General features: G+C 58.7%; 7 protein-coding genes, 5 tRNA genes and 3 rRNA genes. 13 read left to right on the top strand and 2 right to left on the bottom strand.

Translation table 11 applies throughout. The features are described 5' to 3' along the window. Positions 1-172: 172 nt before the first annotated feature. Positions 173-847: a response regulator gene (locus METRZ18153_RS20265; RefSeq protein ID WP_020165585.1), complete on the bottom strand. Its 675-nt coding sequence runs from the start codon at positions 845-847 to the stop codon at positions 173-175. After that, positions 847-1719 carry a sensor histidine kinase gene (locus METRZ18153_RS0115510; RefSeq protein ID WP_043364266.1) on the bottom strand — a complete coding sequence of 291 codons (873 nt, stop codon included), beginning with the start codon at positions 1717-1719 and terminating at the stop codon, positions 847-849. The genes METRZ18153_RS20265 and METRZ18153_RS0115510 overlap by 1 nt, the downstream gene beginning before the upstream one ends. Positions 1720-1975: 256 nt before the next feature. On the opposite strand from METRZ18153_RS0115510, the gene METRZ18153_RS0115505 reads away from it, so the two are divergent. The 13 genes from METRZ18153_RS0115505 (at position 1976) to METRZ18153_RS0115445 (ending at position 16165) form a co-directional block, all read left to right on the top strand. After that, a tRNA-Met gene (locus METRZ18153_RS0115505) sits at positions 1976-2052 on the top strand. 309 nt (positions 2053-2361) lie between these two features. Further along, positions 2362-3894, top strand: a 16S ribosomal RNA gene (locus tag METRZ18153_RS0115500). A 120-nt stretch (positions 3895-4014) separates the two neighbouring features. Next, positions 4015-4091, top strand: a tRNA-Ile gene (locus tag METRZ18153_RS0115495). A gap of 29 nt (positions 4092-4120) precedes the next feature. Further along, positions 4121-4196, top strand: a tRNA-Ala gene (locus tag METRZ18153_RS0115490). Positions 4197-4476: 280 nt separating this feature from the next. Then, positions 4477-7364: ribosomal RNA gene (locus METRZ18153_RS0115485) — 23S ribosomal RNA — on the top strand. 132 nt (positions 7365-7496) lie between these two features. Next, positions 7497-7610, top strand: a 5S ribosomal RNA gene (rrf, locus tag METRZ18153_RS0115480). Together the 16S, 23S and 5S rRNA genes with 3 tRNA genes alongside form the textbook arrangement of a ribosomal RNA operon. A gap of 475 nt (positions 7611-8085) precedes the next feature. Then, positions 8086-9387, top strand: coding sequence for a trigger factor (tig, locus tag METRZ18153_RS0115475; protein WP_020165583.1), 1302 nt, complete (start codon positions 8086-8088; stop codon positions 9385-9387). 81 nt (positions 9388-9468) lie between these two features. Continuing rightward, the gene (clpP, locus tag METRZ18153_RS0115470) at positions 9469-10086 is read left to right on the top strand and encodes an ATP-dependent Clp endopeptidase proteolytic subunit ClpP (protein WP_019917133.1); all 618 of its coding nucleotides are present in this window, start codon (positions 9469-9471) and stop codon (positions 10084-10086) included. Between the two features lie 53 nt (positions 10087-10139). Then, complete coding sequence (gene clpX, locus METRZ18153_RS0115465; RefSeq protein ID WP_019917134.1) at positions 10140-11405, top strand: ATP-dependent Clp protease ATP-binding subunit ClpX; 1266 nt, start codon at positions 10140-10142, stop codon at positions 11403-11405. Between the two features lie 105 nt (positions 11406-11510). Continuing rightward, positions 11511-13922, top strand: coding sequence for an endopeptidase La (lon, locus tag METRZ18153_RS0115460; protein ID WP_020165582.1), 2412 nt, complete (start codon positions 11511-11513; stop codon positions 13920-13922). A gap of 80 nt (positions 13923-14002) precedes the next feature. After that, a tRNA-Val gene (locus METRZ18153_RS0115455) sits at positions 14003-14078 on the top strand. A gap of 27 nt (positions 14079-14105) precedes the next feature. Beyond that, positions 14106-14182: transfer RNA gene (locus METRZ18153_RS0115450), tRNA-Asp, on the top strand. Between the two features lie 78 nt (positions 14183-14260). Next, on the top strand, positions 14261-16165 hold the full coding sequence (locus METRZ18153_RS0115445; protein WP_020165581.1) for a SurA N-terminal domain-containing protein: 1905 nt from the start codon (positions 14261-14263) through the stop codon (positions 16163-16165). Positions 16166-16202 lie beyond the last annotated feature (37 nt).

Raw genomic sequence — 16202 nt, 5'->3', positions numbered from 1 at the left:
GTTCTCTGAAGTGCGTCACTGAAACGACCCTACAGGCAGGGTCCGATCGGAAGATAGCCAAGAGCTGTAAGCAAGGATCGGGAAAAACTCCCGAGGTGGGCGGGCTGGCTCGTTTATCGCTTAGTGCGCTAATTGTCTGTCCGTAGAGCACATATGCCTTGCGCCTGCCGCGTCAATGATTGCCGTCTTTCGGGCCGAGCAATTGGGTCGGGCCGGTGCCGGACACCACCCCCAGACGAAGCGCGAGGTGCACCAGCGCAGCTGACGTGCTGACGTTCAGCTTTTCCTTGATGAGCGCCTGATAGTTTGCGACCGTCTTCTGGCTCAGGTTCAGCATCTGCGCACATTCTGCCGGCGACATGCCGCGTGCGAGCAGGCGGAAGACCTCGAACTCGCGTGCCGAAAGCGCGTTGATGACCTCGCGCTCGGCGTCGGGCGAGCGGTGCTCGACCACTCGTCGTACGTCCTCACTGAAGTAGCGCTCACCTTTCGCGACCGCTCGAACCGCCTCAAGCAACACCTCAGGGGCGCTGCGCTTGCTGATGAACCCGCTGGCGCCGCTCTGGATGGCCTTATCAACCACCACGGCCTCGTCATGGACGCTGAACACCAGTACGCGCGCGCTCGTATCCCGAGCACGAATGCGCCGTATCAGCTCTATGCCGCTCGATCCGGGAAGCGAGAGATCGGTCACGGTAACCTTCGGCGTGCATTGCACGTAAGCGGTGTAGCCCGCCTCTGCATCCGGCGCTTCGGCGGCCACGCGGATGTCTCCACCTGCTTCGAGCAGTCTTGCGTAGCCCGAGCGCACGACCGGATGATCGTCCACCAGCAATACGTCGATCATTAAGTGTCCTCCTTATCTTGTTCAACCGGCGGTCGACATGGAATCGAGCACGTGACGAGCACGCCCCCCAGACGGCTTTGCCCGATCGAAAGGCTGCCGCCCAACATGGAGGCCCGCTCCTTCATGCCAAGCCAGCCCAGTCCCGCACGAACGCTTGCAACGTCATGACCGATGCCGTCGTCTTCGATGGTCAGATCGATCCGACCTGATTCCGGGTGACCGTGCAGAAGGATTCGAACGTGACCGGCGTGGGCATGCTTCATGACGTTCGACAACGATTCCTGCACGATGCGATACAGCGCGATATTGACCTGCTCCCCGAGCTCGCCCAGTTCGCCGGACGGAAGAAGCGCGCAGCTTACTTCGGAGCGCTCCTCCCAGGACTCGCATAGTGATTGCAGAGCACCCACCAGGCCAAGGCTGTCGAGTGCCGCCGGGCGCAGTTCGTAAAGTAGTCCGCGGACGGTCTGGTACAACTCGTCCGCAGTCTCTGCAATGCGTGCCGCCGCCGCCTGTTCCGACGAAGCATCCGGAAGCGTCGTACGCAGGAACACCGCATCGATCCTGATGGCGTTGCAGCTCTGTCCGAAGTGATCATGAAGTTCGTGCGCAATGCGCCGGCGTTCGGCCTCCTGCAGGCCAATCAATGTTTGCGCCAATTCTCTGTTCCGTGCTGCGAGCCTCTGCAGTGCGTGCTCGGCCGCCACACGCGACATGAGTTCGCTGCGAGCCTCACGCCAGCGAAGAAAGGAGAAAACGGCCAATCCTGCCAGCACGCTGAGCAGCACGAACACAAGCTCGTCTGCCTGGAAGCCCTCGTAACGAGTGAGCTCGGCGTGGAGCCTTTCGTAGAGCTCGGTGCGTGAACTCACCAGAAAGGTGAGCAGCGCAGTCGTACCTATCAGCGCGCCTTCGAGTCGCCGTCGGCGTGCCGATGACTTGGTGCCCGTGTGCACCGCCCTATATATATGCATGTATCCCTAACCCGGCATTCACGGCTTGTTCGAGTTACCGATGCTGCCACACACTGACGCCCTGACATTTCAGCTGCAGTAACCTCGCTGTAAAGAAAGTCCCGGTGGGTGTTGACCTGTTGTTGGAAAACCCCCATAATCTTTTTCTCTCGAACGCGGGGTGGAGCAGTCTGGCAGCTCGTCGGGCTCATAACCCGAAGGTCACAGGTTCAAATCCTGTCCCCGCAACCACCGATTCAACAAGGCGGTGAGCGAGAAAAAGTTTCAAAAATGTTTGCGCAGATCTGAAAACGTGCTATAGTTTCACTTCTGTGCTGCAGCGAAAGCGGCAGCAAAACAGTAACAAAGCAGCGAACGTTCTTTAACAAAACAAACAGCCGATAGGTGTGGGCACGGCGTGGTTGTAACGGCGAGTAGCTGTCGTTTCAGGGATTCCTGGGGTGGTGGTTGATCGCATGACAACTAAATTGAAGTGCTCATACGAATCAAAGGTTTTAAGCGAAAGCTTATACCTGTGAATTCTGACGAGTTTTGGGAATTAAACTGAAGAGTTTGATCCTGGCTCAGATTGAACGCTGGCGGAATGCTTTACACATGCAAGTCGAGCGGCAGCGCGGTCTTCGGACTGGCGGCGAGCGGCGAACGGGTGAGTAATACATCGGAACATGCCCAGTCGTGGGGGATAACACTTCGAAAGAAGTGCTAATACCGCATACGTCCTGAGGGAGAAAGCGGGGGATCGCAAGACCTCGCGCGATTGGAGTGGCCGATGTCAGATTAGCTAGTTGGTGGGGTAAAGGCCTACCAAGGCAACGATCTGTAGCTGGTCTGAGAGGATGATCAGCCACACTGGGACTGAGACACGGCCCAGACTCCTACGGGAGGCAGCAGTGGGGAATTTTGGACAATGGGGGCAACCCTGATCCAGCCATTCCGCGTGAGTGAAGAAGGCCTTCGGGTTGTAAAGCTCTTTCGGCAGGAACGAAACGGCGAGCTCTAACATAGCTCGCTAATGACGGTACCTGAAGAAGAAGCACCGGCTAACTACGTGCCAGCAGCCGCGGTAATACGTAGGGTGCGAGCGTTAATCGGAATTACTGGGCGTAAAGCGTGCGCAGGCGGTTGTGTAAGACAGGTGTGAAATCCCCGGGCTTAACCTGGGAACTGCGCTTGTGACTGCACGGCTAGAGTATGGCAGAGGGGGGTGGAATTCCACGTGTAGCAGTGAAATGCGTAGAGATGTGGAGGAACACCGATGGCGAAGGCAGCCCCCTGGGCCAATACTGACGCTCATGCACGAAAGCGTGGGGAGCAAACAGGATTAGATACCCTGGTAGTCCACGCCCTAAACGATGTCGACTAGGTGTTCGGTGAGGAGACTCATTGAGTACCGCAGCTAACGCGTGAAGTCGACCGCCTGGGGAGTACGGTCGCAAGATTAAAACTCAAAGGAATTGACGGGGACCCGCACAAGCGGTGGATGATGTGGATTAATTCGATGCAACGCGAAAAACCTTACCTACCCTTGACATGTACGGAACCCTGCTGAGAGGTGGGGGTGCTCGAAAGAGAGCCGTAACACAGGTGCTGCATGGCTGTCGTCAGCTCGTGTCGTGAGATGTTGGGTTAAGTCCCGCAACGAGCGCAACCCTTGTCATTAGTTGCTACGCAAGAGCACTCTAATGAGACTGCCGGTGACAAACCGGAGGAAGGTGGGGATGACGTCAAGTCCTCATGGCCCTTATGGGTAGGGCTTCACACGTCATACAATGGTCGGTACAGAGGGTTGCCAAGCCGCGAGGTGGAGCCAATCCCAGAAAGCCGATCGTAGTCCGGATCGCAGTCTGCAACTCGACTGCGTGAAGTCGGAATCGCTAGTAATCGCGGATCAGCATGCCGCGGTGAATACGTTCCCGGGTCTTGTACACACCGCCCGTCACACCATGGGAGTGGGTTTCACCAGAAGAGGCTAGCCTAACCGTAAGGGGGGCGGTCGCCACGGTGAGATTCATGACTGGGGTGAAGTCGTAACAAGGTAGCCGTATCGGAAGGTGCGGCTGGATCACCTCCTTTCTAGAGTCACAATCAGGTCGTGTCCACAACCTATCGGCTGTTAAAGAAGCAACAAGGGCAAGGAGCTCGGGCGAGTCAGCGATGACGAGCCCGCGTTGAGCACCCGACCCTGGAAGGACCGGGTCTGTAGCTCAGCTGGTTAGAGCACCGTCTTGATAAGGCGGGGGTCGTTGGTTCGAACCCAACCAGACCCACCAGATTGCCTGCATGAGTAAGTGCAGTCTTTGGGGGATTAGCTCAGCTGGGAGAGCACCTGCTTTGCAAGCAGGGGGTCGTCGGTTCGATCCCGTCATCCTCCACCACTTCCTTTGATGGGACGTCGGTTGTTCTTGTTGCCGTAGCTTTGAGTGTGAGGCGTGGGGTGCAGAAATGCTGCCCAGACCTCACCCGCAAGGGTGCGAAGTTTGATCTTTAAAAATTTGGAAGAAGTAAAGGGATGTCGGCGTTTCAACCGCGTCGGCATCTCATGGGTAGTGATTGCATCGTCCCACCTCTTTGAACCAGCGGTGGGATAGATAGCGCGAGCGCTTGAGAACTATCCTGTAGTGCGGTGTGAGACGCAAGTCGAGCACAGCGTTATAGGGTCAAGTGAATAAGTGCATGTGGTGGATGCCTTGGCGATCACAGGCGATGAAGGACGTGCAAGCCTGCGAAAAGCTGCGGGGAGCTGGCAATGAAGCTTTGATCCGCAGATGTCCGAATGGGGAAACCCGGCCCGTAAGGGTCATCCCTGGCTGAATACATAGGCCAGAGGAAGCGAACCGAGCGAACTGAAACATCTAAGTAGCTCGAGGAACAGAAATCAACCGAGATTCCCAAAGTAGTGGCGAGCGAACTGGGAGTAGCCTGCACGACTAAACCATTTACTTAGCAAAACGGTCTGGAAAGTCCGACGATACAGGGTGATAGTCCCGTATGCGAAAAGTAGATGGCGGGTCTGAGCGTGCGACAAGTAGGGCGGGACACGTGAAATCCTGTTTGAAGATGGGGGGACCATCCTCCAAGGCTAAATACTCGTGATCGACCGATAGTGAACCAGTACCGTGAGGGAAAGGCGAAAAGAACCCCGGGAGGGGAGTGAAATAGATCCTGAAACCGCATGCATACAAACAGTGGGAGCCTCGAAAGGGGTGACTGCGTACCTTTTGTATAATGGGTCAGCGACTTACGTTCAGTAGCGAGCTTAACCGAATAGGGGAGGCGTAGCGAAAGCGAGTCTGAATAGGGCGATTCAGTTGCTGGGCGTAGACCCGAAACCAGATGATCTATCCATGGCCAGGATGAAGGTGCCGTAACAGGTACTGGAGGTCCGAACCCACTAATGTTGAAAAATTAGGGGATGAGCTGTGGATAGGGGTGAAAGGCTAAACAAATCTGGAAATAGCTGGTTCTCCCCGAAAACTATTTAGGTAGTGCCTCATGTATCACTCTCGGGGGTAGAGCACTGTAATGGTTGGGGGGGTCATTGCGATCTACCCCGCCATAGCAAACTCCGAATACCGAGAAGTGCGAGCATGGGAGACAGACGGTGGGTGCTAACGTCCATCGTCAAGAGGGAAACAACCCAGACCGCCAGCTAAGGCCCCCAATGCGTGGCTAAGTGGAAAACGAGGTGGGAAGGCATAGACAGCCAGGAGGTTGGCTTAGAAGCAGCCATCCTTTAAAGAAAGCGTAATAGCTCACTGGTCGAGTCGTCCTGCGCGGAAGATGTAACGGGGCTCAAGCCACGAGCCGAAGCTGCGGATATGTCGTAAGACATATGGTAGGGGAGCGTTCTGTAAGTCTGCGAAGGTGTCTGGTAACGGATGCTGGAGATATCAGAAGTGCGAATGCTGACATGAGTAGCGATAAAGCGGGTGAAAGGCCCGCTCGCCGAAAGCCCAAGGTTTCCTACGCAACGTTCATCGGCGTAGGGTGAGTCGGCTCCTAAGGCGAGGCCGAAAGGCGTAGTCGATGGGAAACAGGTCAATATTCCTGTACCAATCCATGATGCGATGGGGGGACGGAGAAGGTTATAGCAGCCGGGTGTTGGACGTCCCGGTTTAAGCAGGTAGGCGTGCTGCGTAGGCAAATCCGCGCGGCTTAGCCGAGATGTGATGACGAGGAGCCACGTGCTCTGAAGTGCTAGATACCACGCTTCCAGGAAAAGCCTCTAAGCTTCAGTCATGGATTGACCGTACCGCAAACCGACACAGGTGGGCAGGATGAAAATTCTCAGGCGCTTGAGAGAACCCAGGAGAAGGAACTCGGCAAATTGATACCGTAACTTCGGGAGAAGGTATGCCCCTAGTAGGTGAAGTCCCTCGCGGACGGAGCCCAACGGGGTCGCAGAGAATCGGTGGCTGCGACTGTTTAATAAAAACACAGCACTCTGCAAACACGAAAGTGGACGTATAGGGTGTGACGCCTGCCCGGTGCCGGAAGGTTAAGTGATGGGGTGCAAGCTCTTGATCGAAGCCCCGGTAAACGGCGGCCGTAACTATAACGGTCCTAAGGTAGCGAAATTCCTTGTCGGGTAAGTTCCGACCTGCACGAATGGCGTAACGATGGCCACACTGTCTCCTCCTGGGACTCAGCGAAGTTGAAATGTTTGTGAAGATGCAATCTCCCCGCGGCTAGACGGAAAGACCCCATGAACCTTTACTGTAGCTTTGCATTGGACTTTGACGGGACTTGTGTAGGATAGGTGGGAGGCTGTGAGACGTGGTCGCCAGATCACGAGGAGCCATCCTTGAAATACCACCCTGGTGTCGTTGAGGTTCTAACCTAGGCCCGTGAATCCGGGTCGGGGACCGTGCATGGCAGGCAGTTTGACTGGGGCGGTCTCCTCCTAAAAGGTAACGGAGGAGTTCGAAGGTTCGCTTGGTACGGTCGGACATCGTACCTAAAGTGCAATGGCAAAAGCGAGCTTGACTGCGAGACTGACACGTCGAGCAGGTGCGAAAGCAGGACATAGTGATCCGGTGGTTCTGTATGGAAGGGCCATCGCTCAACGGACAAAAGGTACTCTGGGGATAACAGGCTGATTCCGCCCAAGAGTTCACATCGACGGCGGAGTTTGGCACCTCGATGTCGGCTCATCACATCCTGGGGCTGTAGCCGGTCCCAAGGGTATGGCTGTTCGCCATTTAAAGTGGTACGTGAGCTGGGTTTAAAACGTCGTGAGACAGTTTGGTCCCTATCTGCCGTGGGCGCTGGAAGTTTGAGGGGGCCTGCTCCTAGTACGAGAGGACCGGAGTGGACATACCTCTGGTGTACCGGTTGTCACGCCAGTGGCATCGCCGGGTAGCTAAGTATGGAAGAGATAAGCGCTGAAAGCATCTAAGCGCGAAACTCGCCTCAAGATGAGACTTCCCGGGGACTCGATCCCCCTGAAGGGTCGTGGAAGACCACCACGTTGATAGGCTGGGTGTGGAAGTGCAGTAATGCATTAAGCTAACCAGTACTAATTGCCCGTGCGGCTTGACCCTATAACCGTGTGCTCAACAATCGTTGATATCGCACCGGTGATCCCAAGTGCCTCGCGCACACAATCACCCCAAATCCTTTACTTCTTCCACATGTAGGCCCGATGCACCTCGCGCCTGCATGAAAAGCTTCAGCCTGGTGCCCATAGCGCTGTGGAACCACCCCTTCCCATCCCGAACAGGACCGTGAAACGCAGCCGCGCCAATGATAGTGAGCACCTCGCTCGCGAAAGTAGGTCAGCGCCAGGCTACCCCACAACACAACGCCCGATCACCCTCCAGTGATCGGGCGTTTGTGCGTCCACACCCCGCTCCACCACAGCTCACCAACCCCGCAAACGACCAAAACCGGACCACAATCCGTCCCATGGCCGATCAAAACACCCCACGCGCCTTCTCCGGCATCGACCGCCTCTACGGCAACGGCGCTTACGCAAAACTCCACAACGCATCCGTCACCATCGTCGGCATCGGCGGCGTCGGATCATGGGCCGCCGAAGCAATCTCCAGACACGCTATACAAAATATCAACATCATCGCGGTGGGACAAACGTGGGCGCCGGCTCGCCGGTACAAGCTCGAATTAGCCCCGACCTGGTCGATCGGAGCACCAGCCACGAGGCTCAGAGCGTCGCCTGCTGTGTTATCCTAGAAAGCTATCCGCAACGGCGGAATCTCATACAACCACGCCTAATTTTTCCCTACGATTCAAGGACATTCGCTAATGGCGCAGAACACCTCACCCGTGAACACACTCGAGCGGAAGATCAATATGTCGGTGGTCGCCGCGGATGTCGAAAAGAGCGTTGCGGTTCGCCTCGCGCGGATGGCTCGCACGGTCAAGATGCCCGGCTTCCGTCCGGGCAAGGTGCCGATGAAGATCGTCGAGCAGCAATACTCGGCCCAGGCTCGCTCCGAGGCATTCACCGAAGCCGTTCAACAAGCTTTCGGCGCAGCAGTACGTGAGCAGAACCTCCGCGTTGCAGGTTTCCCGAAGATCGAGCCCGCCGAATCCACCGAGCCTGGCAAGGTCTTCTTCAGTGCTACCTTCGAGGTGTACCCGGAGATCGTTGCAGCCGACCTCAGCGGCAAGGCGCTCGAGCGCTCGGTACTGACCGTTGGCGATGCAGAGGTCGAGAAGACGCTTGAAGTTCTGCGCAAGCAGCGTGTCAGCTACGTTGCGGCGGATAAGGCTGCTGCCAAGGATGATCGAATTGTCATGGACTTCCGCGGTACGCGAGAAGGAGAAGCTTTCGACGGTGGCACCGCGGAGGACTTTCCTGTCGTTCTTGGCGCAGGCGCACTGCTGCCCGAGTTCGAGAGTAATGTCGAAGGCCTGAAGGCGGGCGATTCCAAGACGTTTTCGCTGACCTTCCCCGAGGACTATCAGGCGAAGGATCTGGCTGGTACGACGGTTCAGTTCGAGGTCAAGATCAAGTCGGTGGAGGCTCCGGTGCTGCCTGAGCTTTCCGCCGATTTCGCGAAGTCACTCGGTGTTCCGTCCGGCGACGTCGAACAGCTCAAGGCGGACGTCAAGTCCAACCTCGAACGAGAAGTCAAGAAGCGCCTGCAGGCGCGCGTCAAGAACGAGGTCATGAACCTGCTGCTCGAAACGCATGAGTTTGACGTGCCGAGCGCGCTCGTCGAGCAGGAGTCGCAGCGCATGGCGGAAGAAGCGCGTGCAAATCTTGCCTCACGTGGCATGAACGTGAAGGACATTCCGGTCGAGCCGGCATGGTTTGCCGATCAAGCTGTGCGCCGTGTCCGTCTCGGCCTTGTTGTTGCCGAGATCGTCAAGAAGAACGAGCTGTATGCCAAGCCGGAACAAATCCGCGCCGTGGTGGAAGAGCAGGCTCAAAGTTACGAAGATCCGGCCGATGTCGTTCGTTGGTACTACAGCGATACGCAGCGTCTGGCACAAGTCGAAGCGCTCGTTGTCGAAGACAACGTGGTTGACTGGGTGCTGGGCGTCGCAAAAGTGTCGGACAAGGCTGTCGAGTTTGACGAACTGATGGCAACGAACTGATCGGTACGACGTGTCGGGTCCGATGCTTGCTTGTATGAATACGAGAGGCCGCACGGGCGGCCTCGTCCGGGAGAGTGTCGAATGATGTCGGAAACTGTCGGTCTGGGCATGGTGCCCATGGTCATCGAGCAAAGTGGTCGGGGCGAGCGCGCTTACGACATTTACTCGCGTCTGCTGCGCGAACGCGTGGTGTTCCTGGTCGGACCCGTGAATGACACGACGGCCAACCTGATCGTTGCGCAGTTGCTGTTTCTTGAGTCGGAAAACCCGGACAAGGACATCTTCTTCTACATCAACTCGCCGGGTGGCTCGGTCACCGCGGGCTTGTCGATCTACGACACGATGCAGTTCATCAAGCCGGATGTGTCCACGCTGTGCATCGGTCAGGCCGCCAGCATGGGGGCCTTCCTGCTGTCGGCCGGCGCGAAGGGCAAGCGCTTCTGCCTGCCGAATTCGCGCGTGATGATTCATCAACCGATGGGCGGTTTTCAAGGGCAGGCGTCGGACATCGAAATCCACGCCCGGGAAATCCTGACGCTGCGGGCCAAGCTGAACAACATCATGGCGCACCACACCGGTCAGCCGATCGAAACAATCGAACGCGACACGGATCGCGACAATTTCCTTTCGGCGGAACAGGCGCGCGAGTACGGCATTATTGATAAGGTACTGACAACGCGGGCGGAGAGTGCCGCCTGAGTGCGGGTGTCCGCATGCAACGCAGGTGTACCTGTCAAGTTTGGAGTTGAGTCATGACCGACAAGAAATCGGGTTCCGAAAAGCTGCTCTACTGCTCGTTCTGCGGGAAGAGTCAGCATGAAGTGAAGAAGCTCATCGCCGGGCCGTCGGTCTTCATCTGCGACGAATGTATCGACCTTTGCAACGACATCATTCGAGACGAAATCAGCAGCGAGCAGGCGGGAAAGAGTGCGCGCGGTGATCTGCCGTCGCCGAAGGAAATCTGCGAGATTCTCGATCAGTACGTGATCGGGCAGTCTCCGGCCAAGCGCATCCTTGCGGTTGCCGTCTACAACCATTACAAGCGCCTGCGCCACATGTCGCGCAAGGACGAGGTCGAACTGTCGAAGAGCAACATCCTGCTCGTCGGTCCGACCGGGTCGGGCAAGACACTGCTCGCGCAGACGCTGGCGCGCCTGCTCAATGTGCCCTTCGTGATGGCTGACGCCACGACGCTGACTGAAGCGGGTTACGTCGGCGAAGACGTCGAGAACATCATTCAGAAGCTGCTGCAGAAGTGCGACTACGAAGTCGAGCGTGCGCAGCAGGGCATCGTCTATATCGACGAAATCGACAAGATTTCGCGCAAATCCGACAACCCGTCGATCACTCGCGACGTATCCGGCGAAGGTGTGCAGCAGGCGCTGCTCAAGCTGATCGAGGGCACGGTCGCCAGCGTGCCGCCGCAAGGCGGGCGCAAGCACCCGAACCAGGACTTCGTACAGGTCGATACGACCAACATCCTGTTCATCTGCGGCGGCGCGTTCGATGGTCTGGAGAAGGTCATTCGCAATCGCACCGAGCAAGTGGGTATCGGCTTCGGTGCCGAGGTGAAAAGCCGCGATAACCGCAGCACCGGCGAGGCGCTGCGCAATGTCGAGCCTGAGGATCTGATCAAGTTCGGCCTGATTCCCGAGTTCGTCGGCCGTCTGCCGGTCGTCGCAACGTTGCAGGAGCTCGACGAGGAAGCGCTGATCCAGATCCTGATCGAACCCAAGAACGCGCTGATCAAGCAGTACCAGAAGCTGTTCCAGATGGAAGGCGTCGAGCTCGAGGTGCGCCCGGGTGCGCTGCAGGCGATCGCACGCAAGGCACTGAAGCGCAAGACCGGGGCACGTGGTCTGCGCAGCATCATCGAGTCTGCGCTGCTGGACACGATGTACGAACTGCCGGGCATCGAGAATGTCGCAAAGGTGGTGATCGACGAGGGCGTGATCGACGGCGAGACCAAGCCGATCATGCTGTTCGCCGATCAGCCCAAGGTGTCCGGTTCGAACTGATACCCGCGCGTCGGTTTGCGCGCTGCGCGGGTGCCGGAGCCGGGGCGGCTTGATTCGGGAAGTGCCGCCCCAATCTGTCTGACACTGTCGCGTTAAGGAATAGCAATGTCCAGCCTCCAAACCGTTCCCGAGCAACTCGAACTGCCGCTTCTGCCACTGCGGGACGTCGTTGTCTTCCCGCACATGGTGATCCCGCTGTTCGTCGGTCGCCCGAAATCCATCAAGGCGCTCGAGTCGGCCATGGAAGCCGGCAAGAGCATCCTGCTGGTGGCACAGAAGTCCGCCGCCAAGGATGAGCCGAATCCCGAAGATCTCTACCGTATTGGCTGCGTTGCCAACATCCTGCAGATGCTCAAGCTGCCGGACGGCACCGTGAAGGTGCTTGTCGAAGGCACGCAGCGTGCGACGGTCGAGGACATCGTCGATATCAAGACGCTGTTCATGGCCCAGGTCACCACGGTGCCTGCCGTCGAGCAGACCTCGCACGAGATCGAGGCGATGCGGCGCGCGCTGATCAGCCAGTTTGATCAGTACGTCAAGCTGAACAAGAAGATTCCGCCGGAAATCCTGACCTCGCTGTCCAGCATCGAGGAAGCGGGCCGACTGGCGGACACTGTGGCGGCGCACCTGCCGCTCAAGCTCGAGCAGAAGCAGGACATCCTCGAACTGTTCGGCACCGCCGAGCGCATCGAGCGCCTGCTGTCGCAGCTGGAAACCGAACTCGACATCCTGCAGGTCGAGAAGCGCATCCGTGGTCGCGTGAAGCGGCAGATGGAGAAGAGCCAGCGCGAGTACTACCTGAACGAGCAGGTCAAGGCCATCCAGAAGGAACTGGGCGAGGGCGAGGACGGCGCCGATCTCGAGGAGATCGAGAAGAAGATCAAGGCTGCCGGCATGACCAAGGAAGCCATCGCCAAGGCGCAGTCCGAACTGAAGAAGCTCAAGCTGATGTCGCCGATGTCGGCCGAGGCGACCGTCGTGCGCAATTTCATCGAGACGCTGGTCGGTCTGCCGTGGCGCAAGAAGTCGCGTATTTCGAAGGATCTGGCGGAAGCCGAGAAGATTCTCGACAAGGACCACTACGGTCTGGAGAAGGTGAAGGAACGCATTCTCGAATACCTGGCGGTACAGCAGCGCGTCGACAAGCTGAAGGCACCGATCCTGTGCCTGGTCGGCCCTCCGGGCGTCGGCAAGACTTCGCTCGGCCAGTCGATCGCGAAGGCCACCAACCGCAAGTTCGTGCGCATGGCGCTGGGCGGTGTGCGTGACGAAGCCGAAATCCGCGGCCACCGTCGCACGTATATCGGTTCGATGCCGGGCAAGATCCTGCAGAACATGACCAAGGTCGCGGTGAAGAATCCGCTCTTCCTGCTCGACGAAGTCGACAAGATGGGCCAGGACTTCCGTGGCGATCCGTCGTCGGCGCTGCTCGAAGTACTCGATCCGGAGCAGAACTCGACTTTCGTCGACCACTACGTCGAGGTCGAGTACGACCTCTCGGACGTGATGTTCGTGGCGACCGCGAACTCGCTGAACATTCCTGCGCCGCTGCTCGACCGGATGGAAGTGATCCGGCTGTCCGGCTACACGGAAGAAGAGAAGGTCAACATCTGCCAGCGCTATCTCGTGCCGAAGCAGATGAAGAACAACGGCCTGAAGAAGGAAGAGCTGTCGGTTACCGAAGACGCGCTGCGCGACATCGTGCGCTACTACACCCGCGAAGCCGGCGTACGTGCGCTTGAACGTGAAGTGTCCAAGATCTGCCGCAAGGTGGTGAAGGGCTTGGTGATGCGCAAGCGTTCGTCCAAGGTGATCGTCAACGCAAAGAACCTCGACAAGTTCCTCGGCGTGCGTCGCTATACCTTCGGCATCGCCGAGAAGGACAACCAGATTGGTCAGGTGACCGGTCTGGCCTGGACCGAAGTCGGTGGCGAACTGCTGACGATCGAAGTCGCGACCATGCCGGGTAAGGGCGCCGTGCAGCGCACGGGTTCGCTCGGCGACGTGATGAAGGAATCGGTCGAGGCCGCGCGCTCCGTGGTGCGTTCGCGCGCACGTCGCCTTGGCATCAAGGACGAAGTGTTCGAGAAGTCCGATCTGCACGTTCACTTCCCTGAGGGCGCGACGCCCAAGGACGGTCCGTCGGCGGGTATCGCGATCACCACGGCTTTGGTGTCTGCGCTGACCGGCATTCCGGTCCGTGCCGACGTCGCGATGACCGGCGAAATCACGCTGCGTGGCGAGGTGCTGGGTATTGGCGGCCTGAAGGAAAAACTGCTTGCAGCAGTGCGTGGCGGTATCCGCACGGCGCTGATTCCGCAGGAGAACGTGAAGGATCTGGCCGACATGCCGGACACGCTGAAGAACTCGATCGAGATCGTGGCGGTGAAGTGGATCGATGAGGTGCTGGAGCGCGCGCTCGAGCGCAAGCCCGACGCACTGCCCGAGGCCGATCCGGCAGCCGTAGTCGCCAAGGTCGAGGAACCCGCAGCGGCCGGCTCGGTCGTTACGCACTGATCGCTGCCTGACAACAGCCCGCGAACCACCTCTTGTGAGGTATCATCGCGGGCTGTTTTTTGCAGCGACTTTCAGGCAGCGGGTGCTTAGCTCAGTTGGTAGAGCGTCGCCCTTACAAGGCGAATGTCGGCGGTTCGAGCCCGTCAGCACCCACCATTCCCTGCCTCGTTGCCCCGCAAAACTGGAGTGGTAGTTCAGTTGGTTAGAATACCGGCCTGTCACGCCGGGGGTCGCGGGTTCGAGTCCCGTCCACTCCGCCAAAACTGACAGCGGGCGAACGGATGTTCGCCTTTTTCATTTCCTGCGCCCGAAAAGCCCGGGCTCCGCGAAAGGTTCCTATGTTCGATGCAGTCCGCAACAACAAGCGCGTGGTCCAGGTCGTCCTGTTGCTGATGGTGTTGCCCTTCGCCTTCTTTGGCGTCGAGTCCTACATGAACAACGACGCGGTGCGCGAGGACGCGGCGGTCGTTGGCAAGCTGAAGATCGCTCCGGAAGAGTTCGAGCAGGCGCTGCGAGATCAGACCGATCGCTTGCGCGACATGGCGGGTGAACAGTTCGACCCGAAGATGATGGAGACGCCGCAGGCGCGTGCGCAGACGCTCGACGGCCTGGTGAGCCAGCGCATCCTGCTGCAGGAGGCACAGCGTCAGCACATGACCGTCTCCGATGCGCGCATGAGCCAGATCATCGCCGGCGTTCCCGGTTTCCAGATCGACGGCAAGTTCTCCGAAGCACGCTTCGACCAGGTTGCCCAGACGCAGGGCTACAGTCGCGACGGCCTGCTGGCCCGCATCCGTCAGGATCTGGTGATCCGCCAGCTGTACACCGGTGTCGCCGGCAGTTCCTTCGTGCCCGCCTCGCTTGCCCGTCGCTGGGCGCAGATGCAGCAGGAAGAGCGCGAGGTGAGCGAAGCCATCATCACCCCCTTCGAGTTCATCGAGCAGTTCAAGATCACGCCGGAGCAGGTGCGCAAGTACTACGACGACAATCAGAAGGAGTTCTCGGTCCCGGAGCAGGTCAAGGTCGAGTATCTGGTGCTCAGCGAAGCCGCGCTTGCCGCGACACAGGAGGTCAGCGAGGAAGAGGTGCGCAAGACCTTCGAAGCCAACCAGTCGCGCTACATGCAGGGCGAGGAGCGCAAGGTTCGTCATATCCTGCTGACCGTCGACGCGGGTGCCAGCGCCGAGGATCGCAAGGCGGTCAAGGCCAAGGCCGAGGCCCTGCAGAAGACGGTCAAGGCCGATCCGTCGAAGTTCGCGGAGCTGGCCAAGGCCAACTCCGAAGATCCGGGCTCGAAGGACAACGGTGGTGATCTGGGCTTCTTTGGCCGCGGCACCATGGTGAAGCCGTTCGAGGAAGCCGCCTTCGCATTGAAGAAGGGCGAAGTCAGCGCTGTCGTCGAAACCGATTTCGGTTACCACATCATCCAGGTCGAGGACGTCCGCGGTGGTCAGGGCAAGACGCTGGAAGAGGCGCGTGCCGAAATCACCGACGATCTGAAGAAGCAGGCGGCCCGTCGGCGCTTTGCCGAACTTGCGGAAACCTTCAGCAATACCGTCTATGAACAGGCCGACAGTCTGGCGCCGGCCGCCGAGAAGCTTGGTCTGCAGGTGAAGATCAGTCCGCTGATCCCCAAGGGGCTGCTGATGCCGGCGCCGTTCGACAACGAGAAGCTGCGTGAGGCGATTTTCTCGGAAGACGCGGTCAAGAACCGTCGCAATACGCAGGCGATCGAGACGGCGTCGAACACCCTCGTGTCGGCACGCGTGATCGAGCAACTGCCGCCGTCCATCAAACCCTTCGAAACCGTGCAGGCCGACATCGAAAAGAAGCTGGGCTTCGAAGCGGGCCGCAAGATGGCGCTGGAGCGGGGCGAAGCGTCGCTCGCCAAGTTGCGTGCCGGCGAAGAGGCGCCGCTGAACTGGTCGCCGCCGCAGGACATCTCGCGCGCCCAGGCGCAGGGTCCGGCCGCCACCATGGTGCGCGCCATCTTCAATGCACCGGCCAACAAGCTGCCGGCCTATCTGGGCTTCCCGATGGATAACGGTGGTTTTGCGATCTTCCGCATCACCGCCGTCAAGCAGCCGAAGGAAGCGCTCGATCCGGCGCGCGTCGAAGCAATCAAGGCGCAACTCGAACAGACCGTGTCGCAGGACGATTTCGCCGCCTATCTTGCTTCCTTGCGCAAGGAGTATCCGGTGACCGTCAATCGCAAACTGATCGACAACGTCAAGCAGCCCTGAGCGCGGGCAGCTGGAACAAGAAGGCCACCTCGAAGGT

The sequence above is a fragment of the Methyloversatilis discipulorum genome, from assembly GCF_000385375.1.
Classification (GTDB): Bacteria; Pseudomonadota; Gammaproteobacteria; order Burkholderiales; family Rhodocyclaceae; genus Methyloversatilis; species Methyloversatilis discipulorum_A.
This window is presented reverse-complemented; position numbering and strand designations above follow the sequence as displayed.